This window comes from Ferrimonas sp. YIN67, assembly GCF_057219095.1.
In genome coordinates this window covers 1-17,057 of the sequence record NZ_JBXVVJ010000001.1, presented here as the reverse complement: position 1 = coordinate 17,057, position 17,057 = coordinate 1, and the positions used below count along the sequence as shown (strand labels likewise).

Sequence of the window (17,057 nt, the reverse complement as noted above, 5' to 3'; positions counted from 1 at the left end):
GGTTGTTGCAGGGGTGGCGGGTGATGGGGGTCACAAAAACGGGATGTTGATGAAAAAGGGCGAGAACTTCTCGCCCTTTGGTAGGTTATTGATTGCCGGTTGGCTTAGTTCCCATGCAAAGACAGGATCTGCTCTGGTTTATGACAGGTGGCACAACTTTCAGCGGCGTTAGTTTGAACATCCGTCTGATTTGCACCATCGAGCACGGCACCATAGGTCTTCATATGGTTGATAGCCGCTTCACTCAGGTGTCCCATGTGACAGCTTAAGCAGGCGCCAGCATCGGAGGAGACAAACACTGGGGTGCCGTCGGTTTTGCTGGTGGGGTACTGCCAGACGCGGTCCGGCGAGCGGCCCAGGGTGAAGCCGTCACTGGTGTGACAGGTCAAACAGTCGGTCTTCATCACAGTTCCGGATTTCACGCCAGCGTACTTGAGGTAGTGACCGGCCGCCTTATGGCCTTTCCAGGCAAAGCTGGTGCCGCCATAGCTGGGCTCTGTTGCATCAGGATCGTTTGCGTTGTAGTCCTTCACGCTCTTGTCACTGGTGTGACAGGACTGACAGTTGACACCATTGGAATCGTGGTAGAACTCGGCGCCGTGGCAGTCGTGACACTTCTGCGCATCGACGATGGCGCGACGAACGGCAACCTTTGCATCGGCATCGACACCGTCATTCCAGACGAAGCGGTAAGGCTCATCCTGAATATAGGCTGGGTATGCAGCTGGGTTATTGATGCTTGGATCGGCCTCATCGTAGCAGCTCATGGGGACGATCTCAGGGCGACCGTAACCACCTTGGCTGAAACAGGTCTTGATGACCGGCAACAGCTCCATGGTCTTGCCGTTGAGATCTGCTGGCAGAGTAATGCTATCAGCGGTTACGGTGAAGGTTTTGCTGGCATCGTCATAGGCGTGAACCATGATGTCCTGGCGACGATCGCTGTACTTAGTGCCGTCGACGTAGGCAGGGTAATCCTGTTCGATATTCCAGGAGACCACTACATAGGGCTTGGAATAGCCTTTCTTGTAGATCCGATCTTTTTCAACCGGAGTACCTGCTGCGTCCAAGATCTGAAGATCAAAACTCAGAACATCACCCAAAACATCGGCGGTGACGGCGACGTTGCTGAATTTGACGCTGTACTGCTCTGCCAGACGGTAGGCTTCGGTGGCATCACGGTGAGCTTCTGCAGCGCCGCGGGCATAGCCTTCGAATTTATGGCAAGAAGTACAGTTGTCATAGGTTTCGCCCGGTTTGGAGCCATGAGGCACATCGGTATGACAGCCTTTACAGGCGAACTGGTTCTTGTCCGCTAGCCACAGGCCCGCATCGGCTGGCGCGTTGTCTGCACCACTGTCAACGTGGCAGGCTGAGCAATTTGCCATTGGCTTTTGCGGGTACATAACCTTGCCGTAGTTATGGACGCCGCCGCCGTAGCCGATCACCTTGTAAGGCGCTTCAACAGTGCCACTTTCTGACTCGGCGCTGGTGCTGTGACGTTCGCCACCTTTGTGGATGGCGTGGATCATGTAGGTCCAATCCACCAAGTTCCCGGTTTCTGGGTCGCCGGAGGTTTGGGTATGACAGGAGGCACAGTTTTCCAGATCAACACGCCGTCCGCCATGGAACTCAAGGCTGTCGGGCTGGTGACAGGCGTAACAGGCCTCAATGCTTACAACATCCCGGGAGGTGATCCCTTCGGTCAGGCCGCTGCTTGGCTGCCAGTTGTAATGAGCATTGGCTGCAAAGTCGGGCTGTTCCAGTTCAATGGTGACGCGGTGAGTCAGATCTGCGTCATAGGCTACGGCAAGAGGCTCGGTCACTTCAGTCAGATTAACCTGATAGCGATAGCTGTAGGTTCCGTCACCATTGTCGGTTAGACAGTCATCGCAAGCGGATGCTTTTTCGACCTGGGCCTGAAGAAAACTCTCTACTGGCGCGATGTGCTCTTCGCCATCAGGGATCCAGTCGGGGTTTTGGTTGACCAGTTTGTTCAGGTAAGCGACCCACTGGTAGCCGTAATCGATATCGTTTGAGCCGTCATTGGCTTCGCCAGCTTCGATAACGTGCTTGAGTTGAGCAATGCCAAAACGCAGGTCGTGGTCTTTGGTTAACCCGGTTACCGCAATACCTAGAGCATCACTCAAAGCGAAGTCGATAGCCAGTACGCCCTTGTCGACAGTGGCGTTGCTGATCTCGATATCAATGCTGCTGGCTTTGTCGATGGGGGTTCCGATGATGCCGGAGGAACCATCTTCCCCATCGGCGCCGTCTTTACCATTGTCGCCGCACCCTGTCAGTGCGATGGAAACCACGGCGGCAGACGCCAGTAGTTTCCAGTATTTATTTTTGTTCGTCATCTCTATTCCCTGCAAATGAGAAGTGATGTCAATTTCATCTACTGAAACTGTAAATGTTCAGTTTCGTGAATAGTTTAGGATGGGGTTTGGGAAATAAATGCGATCTCGTTAACGCTTTGGTTGGGTTGTTTTGTGAATGTGGTTTTTATTGGTTTTGGTGGGTCGGTTTGGCTGAAAGGTTGCGGTAGTTGAGTGGTGTTTTAAGGGATGAAAATAAGTCGCCGGAGACTTGGTCAGGCGTGGGGAGGTGAGAAAAAGGGCTCCCGAAGGAGCCCTTTGTGAGTTTAAGGTGGGATCAGTCGAGACCGTGGGCGACATCGTATCCGACGCTGCGACCGGCGGCGTGGCAGGTGGCGCAGGATTCACCGCCGGTGTACTGCCCTTCGGTGCCGGCATAGACACCGCCGTTTTGCCTAAAGTGCGCCACGGCAGCCGGGTTGCCCGCTTCCGTGGTGGCGTGACAGCTGGCACAGGCCGCGACCGTGGGGCTGAACTCGCCGTCACTGGCCATAAAGGCCGGCACAGCGGCGAGTGCTGAGAGGTTCGGCAGTCCCTCGGCATGACAGGTCAAGCAGTTGGTCGGGCTGTCCGGATAGGTGATCGCCAGATCCGTGTTGCGGCGCTCGGAACGGGTTCCGGCATGGATCTGGTGGATCATCACCTTAAACTCAAAGCCCCGCTCAAACGGTTTGTTGGCGTGGGCCGAACCGTGGGGGTTGTGGCATGCCACGCAACTGCCGTCAGTCAGGCTTACTGCGGTATTGGGTGAACCCGAATGACAGGCCCCGCAATCGCTGTTGGGCGGATAGCTCTCGTCTCCTCGTGTACCCGTATGAGACGCAGAGAAATCTGGCTGCTCAGCGTGGCAGTTCACACAGCCCGTTTCCATGGCCACCATACGGCGAAGATCGATGCCGCTGCCATCGGCCGAGAAGCTGGCCTGGTTGCCGGCGACAATCGCTTCAATCACTCGAGTTTCCGCATTGTCACAGGCGGTCGGTACCAGTGCCGAAGTATCCATGTCGACCACGGCCGCATCGGCGCAGACAAACAGCTTGCCACTGAGGAAGCCCTGGCCGGTTTGTGCAAGCAGATCCTGGAAGGTGGGATCGATCCCCGAGACGGTATAGCGCACCACGGACTCGGTACTTTGCGAGATCACCTGACTGCCTTCCTGGTTGGCGGTGGTCAGATCAAAGGCGATGCGCGAGCGGTTGCGGCCAAAGGGACTGCCACTGTCAGCCCGAGCGCCACCCAGACTGTATTCGGTGCCATCAAAGGCGGCGGCTGTCACCCAGAAAGCACTGACGTTGGGGTCGGTCTCAGGTGCCGAGTCGGCGGCCCAATCAAAGGTGAAGCTCAGCGTGCCGGCTATGGCGTCGTAGGTGCCATTGCCCAGTTCGTAGGCGTATGCTTCCCGACTGTTGGCGGTTGCTAGGGCCTTGGCGGAATGATAGATGGCTGAGCCCATGGGATTGCTGTCATCGGCGTGACAGCCGGCGCAGTTGCCTTCGGCAAAGGGCGTAAAACTGTCGCGGTGGAACAGATCTCTGGCCGTGCCATCCCAGTCATCGGGAGCGAACTTCTCGTGGCAGCTTAAACAGGCTTCCTGGCGGTGGAAGTTCCAATGATTGGCCTGGGCCGGGGCGTCGTCGCCTTCGAGGTGACAGACGCCACAGTCGTTGCCGTTGGCGGGGAAGGTCAGTTCGCGGTAATCCTGGGGGTTACCGTTATGGCCGATCATAAAGTACTCGGCCTTGTGGATCTGGTGGAGCATGGAGCCGAAGTCGATGGTGGCACCGGTCTCCGGATCGCCCGAGTAGCTGGTGTGGCAGACCGAGCAGTTTTCCAGCTCGAAGCGGGCACCGCCGTGGAGGATCAGGGGGTGGGCGTCGTCGTTGTCGTAGTCGCTGCTGTGACAGCGCAGGCACGCCTGCTCCAGTACGACGAGTTGGCGGGTTTCATCTGCCGTGGCGGCGGCACCGGTGGCGGGGATAAAGTCGTAATAGGTGTTAACCAGGGCTTCCTTTACGTCGCCCCGTACTCGCCGCAGCTCCATGGTCACCCTATGGGTCTGGGTGGCATCGAAGCTGGTATCCAACCCCTCGACCTGGGGGTAATCGCCCAGGGCCTTTTCAAAGGTGTAGCGATAGCTGCCGTTGCCGGTGGCTTCGACACAGGCACTGCCACAACTGCGCTCGATATTGGCCTGGATCTGCGGGCTTTGGTTGTCATCCCAGCCCTCGGGGAACTCGTCGGGATCGCCGCCGACGGTGCCGGGCTCGACCAACTCATTGATGTAGCTGGTCCATTGGAGAGATTTCGTTCCTCTCTGGAACGTATTTAATGAGGCCCCGCCCTCGCCCGGGAGGGGGCGTTCACGCTTGGTGAGTGTAGCCAGTTTGGCGATCCCCATGCCGAGGCGATCCACCGAATCTTCGGCATCCAGTCCGGCGATGGCGACGCCGTTGGCGTCGGTGAGATCGAAGTCGACCATCACCTTGCCACCCTCGTCGATAGTGACCTGGGTGATCTCGGCCACCAGGGCGCGGGCGGCACTGATGTTGATGTTGACCTCCCCTGGAGGGCCGTCGGCGCCGTCTCTGCCGTCGTCGCCGTCACCACAGGCGGTGAGTGCAAGCGTGGCAGTCCCTGCCAGAAGCAGGGTGCGCCATGCCTTGTGTTGAGTGAGAGTCTTCATGGGACCGTCCCGCTGCGTTTGTTGGTTAATGAGATTGCTCTGTTGTTTCACCGAAAAGATCATGGCCTTCGGCTCCCTGTTGCGCTGTTCCTGGCGGTGGAAGATGACGACTCGCGGGCGTATAGCCATGCAGAGTCGCCATCCTGACCGGATTTAGTCATTAAAGACCACCGAGTGGTTGTTCAACCCGGGCTGGTGGCAGGTGAAGCAGGTCTCTGCCGGGGCGGCCGCATCTGCCGTGGCCCGCTCAGCGTTGAGGACGGCACCGCCCCACTGCTCCATGTGCGCCGCCAGGGTGATGTTGCCCAGATCCTTGTTCAGCTCGCTGTGGCATGAGGTACAGGTGGCGGCGCGTGGGGTGCTGTAGGCCGCTTCAGTGATGGGCTCACCCTCGCCATCGACAGCGCCGGTATCATAGACGCCGGTATTGAGTGCCCCTTTGTTGGCAAAGGCAGCCAGGTTGAAGCTGGTGTGGCACTGAGCACAGTCGGTGACAACCGGCTGCGGCCCATGGACCAGATGCAGCTTGAGCTCGATGGCCCCCATATTGGTGGGGGCATAGGTGCCCTGGGGGGTATGGCAGGAAGCACAGTCGCCCACCTGGATATTGTCATTGAGGACAAATCCGGCGTGATGCTCGCCGTTATGCAGTTGGAAGGTTTCGCCGTGGCAGCCGAGGCAGTTGGCGTTGTCCAGGGAGTCGCTGTGACGTCGGGCCACTTCACCCTCTTTGGCCACAAAGGCGGTAAAGGCGTTGAGCGCGATCTTGTCGGCAGCTGCATCACACTGGGTCAGTACCCCGCTGTCGGCACAGACGCGCACCCCCACCAGGGTCAGGGCCGTGTCGGCATCGCCCACATCAAAGGGCAGGACCTTGGTGGTGTAGCTGAGTTTGCCGTCGACAATGGCTGCGGGAATGTCGGCGCTATGCAAGGTGCCCGAGTCCTTGGTGAAATAGCTGAGAACGGGGAAGTTTGGCCCGACGTTGGAGACGAACTCGGCCAGATCGATGCTGGCTGCGATGGCGTTAGCATCCACATCACTGCCTTGATCTTGGAAGGTGAGGGCGATGGTCACGGTATCGTCGTCATTGACCACGGACTGGGCCGAGAAGGTGAGTTGCTCCACCACGGCGGCTGTATTGGCGACTCCTTGGAGGTGCGCTTGCCGAGTCCAATCCGGGTTGTGGCAGGCGGCGCAATTGCTGTTGTCGGCCTGGGCCGGGTGGCCCTGGCCCGAGGGGAAGTCGATGGCGTCGTGGCAGGCACCGCAGGCTTCGATACTGGGATTCAGTGTCCAGTTGTCGACATTGGCCAGCGGCGCATCCGGGTCTTTCGATACATGGCAGGTTTCGCAGTTGACGAAGGTGTCGAGTCCGCTCTCGAGGTGTTTCTGGTGGGCAAGCGTGGTCAGGATATTTTCCGGTTTGACTCGGTTGTCGTTGTGACAGGTGGCACAGGTCTCCAGCTCGGTATAGCTGCCTCGGTGTTTGATACTGGCAATGGAGATATGGCAGGTTTCGCAGGCTTCGCCGTCGACCATTTGACGGGTAAAGGCGGGATCACCGCCCTGGGGCTGGAAATCCACGAAGGCGTTGGCCACGGGAAGTGTCGTGCTGGCGCCCGGCAGGCTGTCGCCCCCGAGCTTTACTACCAGGCGCTGGGGCAGCTCGGCGGAGTAGGCGTCATCCTCTTTGACGCTAAAGTCGCTGACATAGGTGTAGAAGCCGTTCTTCAGATCGGTCCACTCCCCCTGGGTGTCACCATCGACTCTGTAGGTTTCGCTTTTCAGGAAATGCCATTCAGTGCTGTTGCCCGCGCCGGTAAAACCTGCAGGAAAGAGCTGGGCCGCCAGGACCGTGGCGCTTTGCAGGCCGATCACCCCTTCGCCATTCTCATTGACCACCAGAAATTCCAGCTCGGCTTGGCCATCGGCATTGATGGCCCCGCGATTGATGGTGATCTTGAGCTCATTGACCTCCTGCGCCGGGGGGGGAGCATCCGGGCCGGGCCCGCCCTCACCACCATCTCGGCCATTGTCACCACAGCCAGCCAGGCTTGCGATGGCCAGCAGGGCCATCAGTCTGATGCATCCTTTCCTGTTCATGATCATTTCTCGCTTCATAATGCTGGTCTCCTGCCTGGACGGGGGCAAAGCCTGTGTGCTGGCCGCTTAGAAGTCATGTCGGTAGCTCACACCCAGCCGGTAATCGCTGTAGTCGTGGGACAGATCGGGAAACAGCAGCACATTGCTGATGCTGTCCGCCGCAAGCCCCGAATTGAGGTAGTCCCGGTCATCGTATTTCTGCATCAGCAGATCCAGCTCCAGTGCCGACTGTTCGTTCAACCGGTAACGGGCAAAGAGATCGACCGTGGTACGGCGACTGCGATTGTCACCGTAACGACCGGTGACTCCCTGTTGCAGCTGGGTCAGGCCGTCACTGTCTGCATACACCAGATCCAGGCCCAGGGTCAGGGCATCGAAGAGGCCGGAGTACTCGCCCCCGAGGCCAAACCCTTGAGCATCATCGTCCTGCAGGGCCTGCCAGCGGGAGGCGAGGTTGCTGCCGCTTTGTCGGGTCTTGGTGTGGTAATCGTTGTAGAAGGTATAGAGGTGATAGTCTTCGTCGCTCCAGGCGGCATGAAGATCGAAGCCGTAGCGCTCAACCTCATCCAGGCCAACCTGGCTGCTGTCGTAGTCTTCCTCGAAACCATCAAGGGTGGCACTGAGGCTCAGGCGATCCAGTGGCTGGTATTGGAGAACGAGCTTGACGTCGTTCCTGTCACGGTCCGCCAGGTGATATTGGCGTAGCGCTTCGTCGCTGGTGCCGTTGGGATCGACCGCAGGACGGGGTGTGTCACCATCCCGTTGCTCTGCGGCGACTTCCAACCAGATCTGCAGGGGCTGCCAGCGATGGATGCGAAGCTTGGCCCAGGTTCGGTGTGTGTCGGCGCTCTCGATCCGCTGGTTGTCCCACTCTTCGTTGCTGTAGCGGTAGCCCAGTTCCGTGCTGAAGCCTGGTGTGAAGCGGTAGTTGAACTTGGCACCGAGGCCTTGTTGGGTCTTATCCGGGTAGTAGGGCAGGCGTTTGCCAGCGTTGAAGCTGTCGGTGACGACTTGAGGATACTCTCGCAGCGGGGTGCGATAGTCCCTGTCCTGGTAGTCATAGCTCAGTGCCAGGGAGGCTTTTTGGCCCAAGCGGACGCGATAGCGTAGATCGGCATCGATCTTATCGAGCTTGAGATCGGCATCGGTGCCGGGCAGTTGTGGGGAGGGGCCGTTGATGGTCGCGGGCAGCAGTTGGGCATCCTGTGAATGCCTGCCCCAGACCAGTTGTCCTGTGACCGAGTGGATCCCCTCAGACCAGTTGGCCTGGCCATGGAACTGGTGGGCGTCATTATCCGGGGCGGTGGATTGCTGGGCTTCGAAGGCGCTGCCGAAGGTCGGGGTATAGGGGTTTTGCCAATATAAGGCAGCGGCATCATTTCGATAGCGACTGCCCTGGTAACCAAAGGCGACCTGCCAGGGGCCACCATGGGCGGTCAGCCCGGCTTCGATCCCCAAGGTACGATCCTCCACCCGCTCGGTGAGTGCGACCGAGTTGGTCAACAGGTTGCTGGATGAGCGTTTTCGGCCCCGCCGATCTTGCTGGCTCAATCCGGCGTAGGTACGAATGCGATCAAAATGCTTGTCGAGCTCCAGCCCCAGGTGCTGGCGTTTGATCTTCAGACTGACGCCTTGCAGGGAGGCGTCCAGTTGGGGCATCTGTGCTGTGGTTGCGCCACGTTCCCAATTATCCGGTAGCGTAAAGCGATTGCCATTGGCCCGGAAGGGCGTGCGGGCCAGGGCGTCCCAGCGGGCCAGTGCCCGGTAGTGCAGGGCCGCCCGGTAATCACCGGCCCGGTTGGCGCTGGCCAGCAGGGTCGCCACATCCAGGCCGAGATCCTGCGCGCTGAGCTGCCATTGGGTATCCTGATCGTCCCAGTGGGTGAGATCGGCCCCCAGTTGGACAGACAGGCCGTCTTGATCTGTACCCAGGGCATTGGCGGCATGGGGATCATCAAGCTCGGTATTGACCATGCCAACGCTGAAACTGCCGTCCAGTCCCTGGGTGGGTTGGCAGTTCTTACACTCCCACGCTTCCCACTTGACGCCCTGGGTGTTGGCTCGATTCAGCGAAAAGTCCATGGCCACTGTCGGTCCTGCCAGGGCGATGGCCAGAGCGCTGATCAGTTTTGGAAACTTGAGTTTCATCGTGCGCTCCTAACGTTGCAATAGCTTGCCGGATGGATGGTTGGAACCGTGCACCATGTTGTGGCAGTTGAGGCAACTGCGTCCGGCACCAAAGGGATCCTGACCTGATTGGAAGATGGGTGTGCCGCTGTGGACACTGGCGTGACAGCTCTGACACAGCAGGGGTTGCCTCTGGGTCAACATGGCTTCATTGACGCTGCCATGGGGGCTGTGACAGCTGCTGCAATCCTCCGCCACGGGGGCGTGCTCCCAGAGGAAGGGGCCCCGCTTGTCGGCGTGGCAGGCGTAGCAGTTGTCGTTGACGCTGACCTGGCTGAGCATGGCTGGGTTCAGGCTGCCATGGGGGTTATGGCAATCGGTACAGTGAAGTTGTCCGGTTCGGATCGGGTGGCTACTGCGTTGGTGGATCTGGGCTTTTTGTTGTTGATGACAGCCCAAGCAATTGTCGTCGGCGACCCGGCTGTCCTTGCTGGGATCGTGTGCGACGTGCACGTTGTGGCAACTGCTGCAGGCCACGGATTCGACGTCGTGGGTACTGCCGTGCCAAGCCAAACGGGCATCGCCCTGGTGACAGCTCATGCAGACGCTGTTTTGCGCCTCGGCAGGCAGCTTTGCGTCCGGGCCGAAGGTGAGCATGGGTTCGCGTCCCCCACGGTTATGGTTGCCCTGGGGGCCGTGGCAGGCCTCACACTGAAGCTGTTTGGGAGACATGGGACTGGCATCATTGCCGGTGCGGCCATGAACACCGTCGAACAGCGCCATCACCTTGTCACTGCGGCGATGACACATCAGACAGTTATCGGCGCCTTTGGCCGAATAGCTGCCATTTTCGAATTTGTCGGTGACGATGGAGAGATATTCCTCTTGCGGCATCTCGTCCCAAGCGGCGTGGATGACCGGACTGATACCGAGGCACACAAGCGCCAGCATCAGCATCGCGACGAGGCGCAATGAGGTCGTTGTTTGCTCACACATTCCCTGCATCCTTTGCAGCCAGTATTTTTTTGGTTATCCACCTGAGATGTAGAGTGACTTCTGCAGGTGTTATCACAAGGTTAGCAGTCGATCTCTTTTGAGCAACATTCAATGGCGGGTTCTTCCAAGTGAATTTCTTTCACCTGGTCTTCTGGTGGTTTGTGAGCTGTGTCCCGCATGGGGAGGAAGGTGGGATCTTAATGGTCCGTCAGAAAAACGGGGCGACAAGAAAGAGGCGCAAAAGGTTTCTTCGTTAGAGCGAAAACGTGACTCTAATCATCAATTTGAGCCAGTGAGGTCAGTACAATCTGCGCCAGCTAAATTTGGAAATCGCGCAATGTGAAAAGCGTGGTTTCAAATCCATGTAGGGGATATGAGATGCAAGATCGTAACGAAAATATGAGCGGCTGGGCGAAGCTGTGGAAAGCTCCTAAAGCCAAATGGCTGCTGGGCATCCCTTTTGGTGCTTTCCTGTTCCTGGCGGCCGGTGTGGTTGGTACTGCCGGTTTCAACGTAGTGATGGATGCCACCAGCTCCGAAGCTTTCTGTGTGAACTGTCACGTGCCAAGCTACGCTGCCGAAGAGTTCCAGACCAGTGCTCACGGCATGAGCCGCTCTGGCATGGACGTTCAGTGTAAAGACTGTCACGTGCCAAAAGAGTTCCTGCCGAAGATGTGGCGTAAGATCACCGCCATGGAAGAGGTGTTCTGGCAGCTGAAGGGTGACTACAACACCCCTGAAGATTATGCCGGCCACAAGAAACTGATGCAGGAGCGTACCGTTGAGCACATGCGTGCCACCGATTCCAAGACCTGTCGTAGCTGCCACATCGTAGAGAAGTTCGACTACGAAAAGCAGTCCCGTATGGCCGCCAACATGCACAAGCGCATGGATGACATGGGTCGTACCTGCATCGACTGTCACGCTGGTAAGATTGCCCACGACAAGGCGAAGTAAGTTCGTTTTCGTTGAGAAACGCCTCCGCACTGCGGAGGCGTTTTTTTTTGTGTTTTTATCGCCGGAAAAGTCGATCGGGGTCATGCATTTTTCTCGAGAGTAAGGATATACTCAGTCTAAATGAGAGCGATTAGCATTTAAGGAAGTGGCAGATGACACTGGCCGAGACCGCAAATAACACCAGAGTGAGCGTGTTATCGATACAAACCGAGGGGCTGGAATCAGCCTTGGTGACCAAGCTCAGCGCCCTGGGTTTTGTGCCCGGTGCGCAGGTGGAGGTCGTTCGCCGTGCGCCTTTGGGTCGTTCTTTGCACCTGAAGCTCAAGGGCAGCCAGTTCTGTCTGACACCCTCTCTCGCCCGTACCATTCAAGTTGAAGCTCAATGATGACCAAGCCGTTGAATCTTGTGCTGGTGGGCAACCCAAATTCGGGTAAGTCCACCCTGTTTAACCGCCTGAGTGGCGGCAATGCCAAAGTCGGTAACTGGGCTGGTGTCACGGTCGGCGCCAGTCAGAAAGCCGCTAATCTTGACCAGTTTCAAACGGTGTTGACCGATCTTCCTGGTCTGTATGATCTGACGGGCCAGTCCGGGCCCGAGGATGAAGCCATTGCCCATCGCTACCTGATGGAGAAAGGCTACGATCTGGTTCTCAATGTGGTGGATGCGACCCAGTTGGAGCGGCACCTGTACCTGACAGTACAACTGCGGGAACTGGGCGTGCCTATGGTGGTGCTGCTCAACAAGTGGGATGTGGCACAGAAGCAGGCGTCCCCGCTGGATCTACAGAGCTTGGCCAAGCAGTTGGGGTGTCCGGTTCTGCCGATCTGTGCCCGCAGTGGTGAAGGATTGGAGAAGCTGGCCGCGTTGGCGAATAGCGAGGCTCATGCCGAGATCGCCCCTCTGCGTCTGGATTATGGCAGTGATCTGATCCTCGGAGAGGAGACCCCTCTGGTTGCACTGCGCCAGCGGGTCAAGACTCAACCGGAGCTGTTGCAAGGGATCTCGGCTCATCGACACCAGATCATTGAGCAGTGGCTTAGCCATGGCGTGCTGCCGCACCGGGATGTACCCTCCTTGACCGAAAGGCTGGATCGCTGGGTCTTGCACCCCATTGCCGGGATCCCCATCTTCTTTGCGATGATGTATCTCACTTTCCTGTTTGCCATCCATATGGGGGCCGCCTTTATCGACTTCTTCGATATCATGGCGGGCACCCTCTTTGTCGATGGTGCGGCACAGCTCTATGAGTCGGCAGGCTTCCCTGACTGGCTGGTGGGTCTGCTGGCCAATGGATTGGGGATGGGGATCCAGACCGTTGCCACCTTTATTCCTGTGGTCGCCTTCCTCTTCTTCGCTTTGGGATTGCTGGAAACCTCCGGTTACCTGGCTCGCGCCGCCTTTGTGGTGGAGGGCGCCATGAACAAGTTGGGATTGCCGGGCAAGGCGTTTGTCCCCTTGATCGTCGGTTTTGGCTGTAATGTGCCTGCAGTAACCGCGACCCGTACCTTGGAGTTCCGTCGCCAGCGGATCATGACGGCGATGATGGCCCCCTTTATGTCCTGCGGGGCACGGTTACCCGTGTATGCCCTGTTTGCCGCCGCGTTTTTCCAGGACAACGGGCAGAACCTGGTATTTGTTCTCTACCTGATCGGGATCTTCGCTGCGGTATTGACCGGGCTGGTGTTGCGCTGGACTCTGCTGCCGGGGCAAAGCGGCCACTCAGTGATGGAACTGCCGGATTATGAGATCCCAACTCTTAATATGTTGCTGACCCGAACCTGGATGCGTACCCGTCAGTTTGTCCTGGGGGCCGGTAAGGTGATCGTGGTGGTGGTGACCCTGCTCAGCTTCGTCAACACCCTGGGAACCGACGGCTCCATCGGCAACGAAGATACGGATAACTCCCTGTTGTCGGTCGCGGCACAGACCCTGACACCTGTGTTTAAGCCCATGGGTATTGAACAGGATAACTGGCCGGCCACCGTGGGGATCATTACCGGGATCTTTGCCAAGGAGGCCGTGGTTGGCACCTTGAGCAGCCTGTATGGCGGCGATGAGGGGGGCGATGATCAGTGGAGCCTTGGCGAGCGTTTTATCGAGGCCCTGGTGACTGTCCCTGAGGCGATGCTTGGCATTGATCTGGCCGATCCCCTCGGTGTCAACATCGGCGATCTGCAAGACATTGATACCCTGGGTGAAGAGCATGGCTTTGAAACTTCGAGCCTGGGTAACCTGGAAAAGGCGTTCTCCAGCCAGGCTGCAGCCATGGCCTACCTGCTGTTTATCCTGCTCTATACCCCTTGTGCGGCGGTGCTGGGGGCGATCTCCGGTGAGCTGGGCAGTCGTTGGGCCGGGTTTGCCGCATTCTGGACCTTTGCCCTGGCGTATGGCACGGCCGTGAGTTTCTACCAACTCGCCGCCTACGGGGTCGCCGGTGTCCCCATGGTGCTGCTGGTGCTGCTGGTCTTTGCCTTGCTGGTACTGGCGCTGCGTTATGCCAGTCGGCAGCGTCGACGCGGGGTGGGTGATATTCCCGTGGTGATCCAGTCGTAGGGCTGGTATCCAGAATCGGAAACGACTAAGTTAGTTAACAAAGGCAGCCTGATAGGCTGCTTTTTTCGTTTATGGACAAGGTGAAACGAAACGGGCCTTGCTGACACTGCGGTAGGATAGGTGAGCAATATGAACAATGAGCAAAATGGATGGCGTCGGCTGTGGCAACGGCCGAGCGCTCGTTGGCGACTGGGGATCCCCATCGGGGGGTTGCTGTTATTTGTGGCGGGTATTCTGGGCACCGTGGGGTTTAATGTGGTGATCCATGAAACCAGCTCCGATGCCTTTTGTGTCCAGTGTCATGGGCCGTCAAAATTTGCCGCCGAGGAGTGGCCTGAGCACACCCACTATAATACGGCCTCCGGAGTCACGGTAACCTGTGCCGATTGTCACGTTGCCAAGGCCTTTGTGCCCAAGATGTGGCGCAAGATCACGGCGATGAAAGAGGTGTTCTACACAGTTAAGGGTGACTTCAATACTCGGGAAAAGTTTGAAGCGGCGCGGCATGAGATGGTGGAGAGTGTTTGGAGCGATATGCGCAGCAATGATTCCCGCGAGTGCCGCAGTTGCCATAAGGTGGAGCGGATGGATCCGAATAAACAGAGCAAGATGGCTTCCAACATGCACTCTCGCATGGAGCAGATGGAGCGGACCTGTATCGACTGCCATAAGTATTTGGCCCATAACAAGCCTCAGGCCCAACCTGCTGCGAATAAGGAGTGAGCATGAGCAAGAATAATAACGGAATGTGGCGGGTTCCCGGAGCCTGGTGGCGTTTAGGGATCCCATTGGGCGGCCTGTTGGCCATTGGCCTTGGGATCCTGGCCTGGGTAGGGTTTGAAACCTCCATGACATTGACCAGTACCGACGAATTCTGCACCGCATGCCATAACTCACCCTCTCAATGGGTGGAGGAGGAGTGGCACAATGAGTCGGCCCATTTCAACAGTCGTACTGGCGTGGTGGTCACCTGCCACGATTGCCATATTCCCAAATCCTTTTTCGCCAAGGTATGGGTCAAGGGGACCAGCGCCGTGTCCCATGTCACCACCCAACTGATGGGCAAATACGAAACTCGGGACGACCTGGAAATCCATCGCCTTGAGCTGGCACAACGGGTGTGGAAAGTGATGGAAAAAACGGACTCTCGTGAGTGCCGCAGTTGCCACAACAGTCAGCGGGTGGATCCGGCGGCCCAGTCGAAGATGGCGGCCCAGTACCATGAGGCTCTCGAGGAGGAAGGCGTGACCTGTATCGATTGTCACAAGGGGATCGCGCACCGCTTGCCGGGTGCGCTGGCGAAGAACTGAGCAAGAGTTCACGATCCGGCGCAAACGCCTTAAAAACGGGGGGTCCAGCGGTTGCGGGATCCCCCGACTTGTAGGAATATAGCCGTTTTGCATTTGAAAGTTTCCCATCGGAGGATGCGCATGAGCCAGCCGGACACCGAAGTACGTCCCAGCAACTTTATTCGTAACATCATTGACGGGGATCTGGCTTCCGGTAAGCACACCAGCGTTCATACCCGGTTCCCACCGGAGCCGAACGGCTACCTGCACATCGGTCACGCCAAATCCATCTGTCTGAACTTTGGCATTGCCCACGACTACCAGGGTAAGTGCAACCTGCGCTTTGACGATACCAACCCGGTGAAAGAAGACATCGAGTACGTGGAATCCATCAAGCGTGATGTCCATTGGCTGGGTTTCCAGTGGGATGGTGAGATCTGCTACTCCTCCAACTATTTCGACAAGCTGCACGGCTATGCCATTGAACTGATCAACAAGGGCCTGGCCTACGTTGATGAACTCAGCCCGGATGAGATCCGTGAATACCGTGGCACCCTGAAGGAGCCGGGCAAAAACAGCCCCTACCGGGATCGCCCCATCGCCGAGAGCCTGGCGCTGTTCGAGCAGATGAAAAACGGCGAGATCCAAGAGGGCAAGGCCTGTCTGCGCGCCAAGATCGACATGGCGTCCTCCTTTATGGTGATGCGCGATCCGGTGATCTACCGCATCAAGTTTGCCCATCACCACCAGACCGGTGATAAGTGGTGCATCTACCCGATGTACGACTTTACCCACTGTATCAGTGATGCGCTGGAGGGGATCACTCACTCTCTGTGTACCCTGGAGTTTATGGACAACCGCCGTCTGTACGACTGGGTGCTGGAAAATATCACCATCGATTGCCAGCCGCGTCAGTACGAATTCAGCCGCTTGAATCTGGAATACACCATGATGTCCAAGCGTAAGCTGCAGCAGCTGGTGGTGGACGGTCACGTCTCCGGTTGGGACGATCCGCGCATGCCGACCATCTCCGGTCTGCGTCGCCGCGGTTACACGCCGGGCTCCATCGTCGAGTTCTGTAAGCGGATCGGCGTGACCAAGATGGAAAACACCGTCGAGATGGGGATGCTGGAAGCCTGTATCCGTGAAGATCTGAACCAGAATGCCCCCCGCGCCATGGCCGTGCTGGATCCGGTTAAGCTGGTGTTGGAGAACTACCCGGAAGACAAGGTGGAGATCCTCACCGCACCGAACCATCCATCCGATGAGTCCATGGGCAACCGTGAACTGCCGTTCTCCCGTGAGATCTACATCGAAGCCGATGATTTCCGCGAAGAGGCGAACAAGAAGTTCAAGCGCCTGGTGCTGGGCAAGAAGGTGCGCCTGCGTAACGCCTACGTGGTGATGGCCGAGCGAGTCGAGAAGGATGCGGACGGTAAAGTTACCGCCATCTACTGCTCCGTCGATCTGGACAGCCTGGGTGTGGATCCCGCCGATGGCGTCAAGCCCAAGGGCGTGATCCAGTGGGTATCGGCCTCCCGCGCCGTGAAGGCAGAGGTTCGTTTGTACGACCGTCTGTTTAACGTGCCTAACCCAAATGTGGGTGAGCTGGAAGAGACCCTGAATCCCGACTCTCTGGTGGTTATCGAGAACGCGGTGGTGGAGCCCTCCCTGGCCAATGCCGAGGGGGAAAAGGCCTACCAGTTTGAGCGTACCGGTTACTTCTGTGCCGATCCTAAGGACTCCACCGAGGAGCGCCCTGTGTTTAACCGCACTGTGGGCCTGCGGGACTCCTGGGCCAAGATCGCCGACTAAGGCTCTCCTTGTACCCATTAAAAAACGGACGCTTCGGCGTCCGTTTTTTTTGGCTATCAGCTATCAGCTATCAGCTATCAGCTATCAGCTATCAGCTATCAGCTATCAGCTATCAGCTATCAGCTATCAGCTATCAGCTATCAGCTATC

11 protein-coding genes are annotated in these 17,057 nt (G+C 57.8%); 6 read left to right on the top strand and 5 right to left on the bottom strand.

Going from position 1 to position 17,057, the window contains the following annotated elements; all coding sequences use genetic code 11:
• Positions 1–104: 104 nt before the first annotated feature.
• The 5 genes from AC2D8U_RS00055 to AC2D8U_RS00035 all read right to left on the bottom strand — a co-directional run bounded on the left by AC2D8U_RS00055 (position 105) and on the right by AC2D8U_RS00035 (position 10,293).
• Positions 105–2,363, bottom strand: coding sequence for an OmcA/MtrC family decaheme c-type cytochrome (locus AC2D8U_RS00055; RefSeq protein ID WP_484616987.1), 2,259 nt, complete (start codon positions 2,361–2,363; stop codon positions 105–107).
• A gap of 295 nt (positions 2,364–2,658) precedes the next feature.
• Positions 2,659–5,064, bottom strand: coding sequence for an OmcA/MtrC family decaheme c-type cytochrome (locus tag AC2D8U_RS00050; RefSeq protein ID WP_484616986.1), 2,406 nt, complete (start codon positions 5,062–5,064; stop codon positions 2,659–2,661).
• A gap of 153 nt (positions 5,065–5,217) precedes the next feature.
• Positions 5,218–7,170 carry an OmcA/MtrC family decaheme c-type cytochrome gene (locus AC2D8U_RS00045; RefSeq protein ID WP_484616985.1) on the bottom strand — a complete coding sequence of 651 codons (1,953 nt, stop codon included), beginning with the start codon at positions 7,168–7,170 and terminating at the stop codon, positions 5,218–5,220.
• A gap of 66 nt (positions 7,171–7,236) precedes the next feature.
• On the bottom strand, positions 7,237–9,318 hold the full coding sequence (locus AC2D8U_RS00040; RefSeq protein WP_484616984.1) for an MtrB/PioB family decaheme-associated outer membrane protein: 2,082 nt from the start codon (positions 9,316–9,318) through the stop codon (positions 7,237–7,239).
• Positions 9,319–9,327: 9 nt separating this feature from the next.
• Positions 9,328–10,293: a DmsE family decaheme c-type cytochrome gene (locus tag AC2D8U_RS00035; RefSeq protein WP_484616983.1), complete on the bottom strand. Its 966-nt coding sequence runs from the start codon at positions 10,291–10,293 to the stop codon at positions 9,328–9,330.
• Between the two features lie 378 nt (positions 10,294–10,671).
• Between AC2D8U_RS00035 and AC2D8U_RS00030 the strand changes: the two genes are divergently transcribed.
• The 6 genes from AC2D8U_RS00030 to glnS all read left to right on the top strand — a co-directional run bounded on the left by AC2D8U_RS00030 (position 10,672) and on the right by glnS (position 16,908).
• Positions 10,672–11,250, top strand: coding sequence for a NapC/NirT family cytochrome c (locus AC2D8U_RS00030; RefSeq protein WP_484616982.1), 579 nt, complete (start codon positions 10,672–10,674; stop codon positions 11,248–11,250).
• Between the two features lie 152 nt (positions 11,251–11,402).
• Complete coding sequence (locus AC2D8U_RS00025; protein WP_484616981.1) at positions 11,403–11,636, top strand: FeoA family protein; 234 nt, start codon at positions 11,403–11,405, stop codon at positions 11,634–11,636.
• A complete protein-coding gene (gene feoB, locus AC2D8U_RS00020) occupies positions 11,636–13,804 on the top strand; it encodes a ferrous iron transport protein B (protein WP_484616980.1) in 2,169 nt (722 codons plus the stop codon). Before AC2D8U_RS00025 ends, feoB begins: the two co-directional genes overlap by 1 nt.
• Before the next feature lie 129 nt (positions 13,805–13,933).
• Entirely contained in the window at positions 13,934–14,527 is a 594-nt protein-coding gene (locus tag AC2D8U_RS00015) for a NapC/NirT family cytochrome c (RefSeq protein ID WP_484616979.1), read from the top strand.
• 2 nt (positions 14,528–14,529) lie between these two features.
• On the top strand, positions 14,530–15,114 hold the full coding sequence (locus tag AC2D8U_RS00010; RefSeq protein WP_484616978.1) for a NapC/NirT family cytochrome c: 585 nt from the start codon (positions 14,530–14,532) through the stop codon (positions 15,112–15,114).
• 120 nt (positions 15,115–15,234) lie between these two features.
• Positions 15,235–16,908, top strand: a complete 1,674-nt coding sequence (gene glnS, locus AC2D8U_RS00005; RefSeq protein ID WP_484616977.1) for a glutamine--tRNA ligase — start codon at positions 15,235–15,237, stop codon at positions 16,906–16,908.
• Positions 16,909–17,057 lie beyond the last annotated feature (149 nt).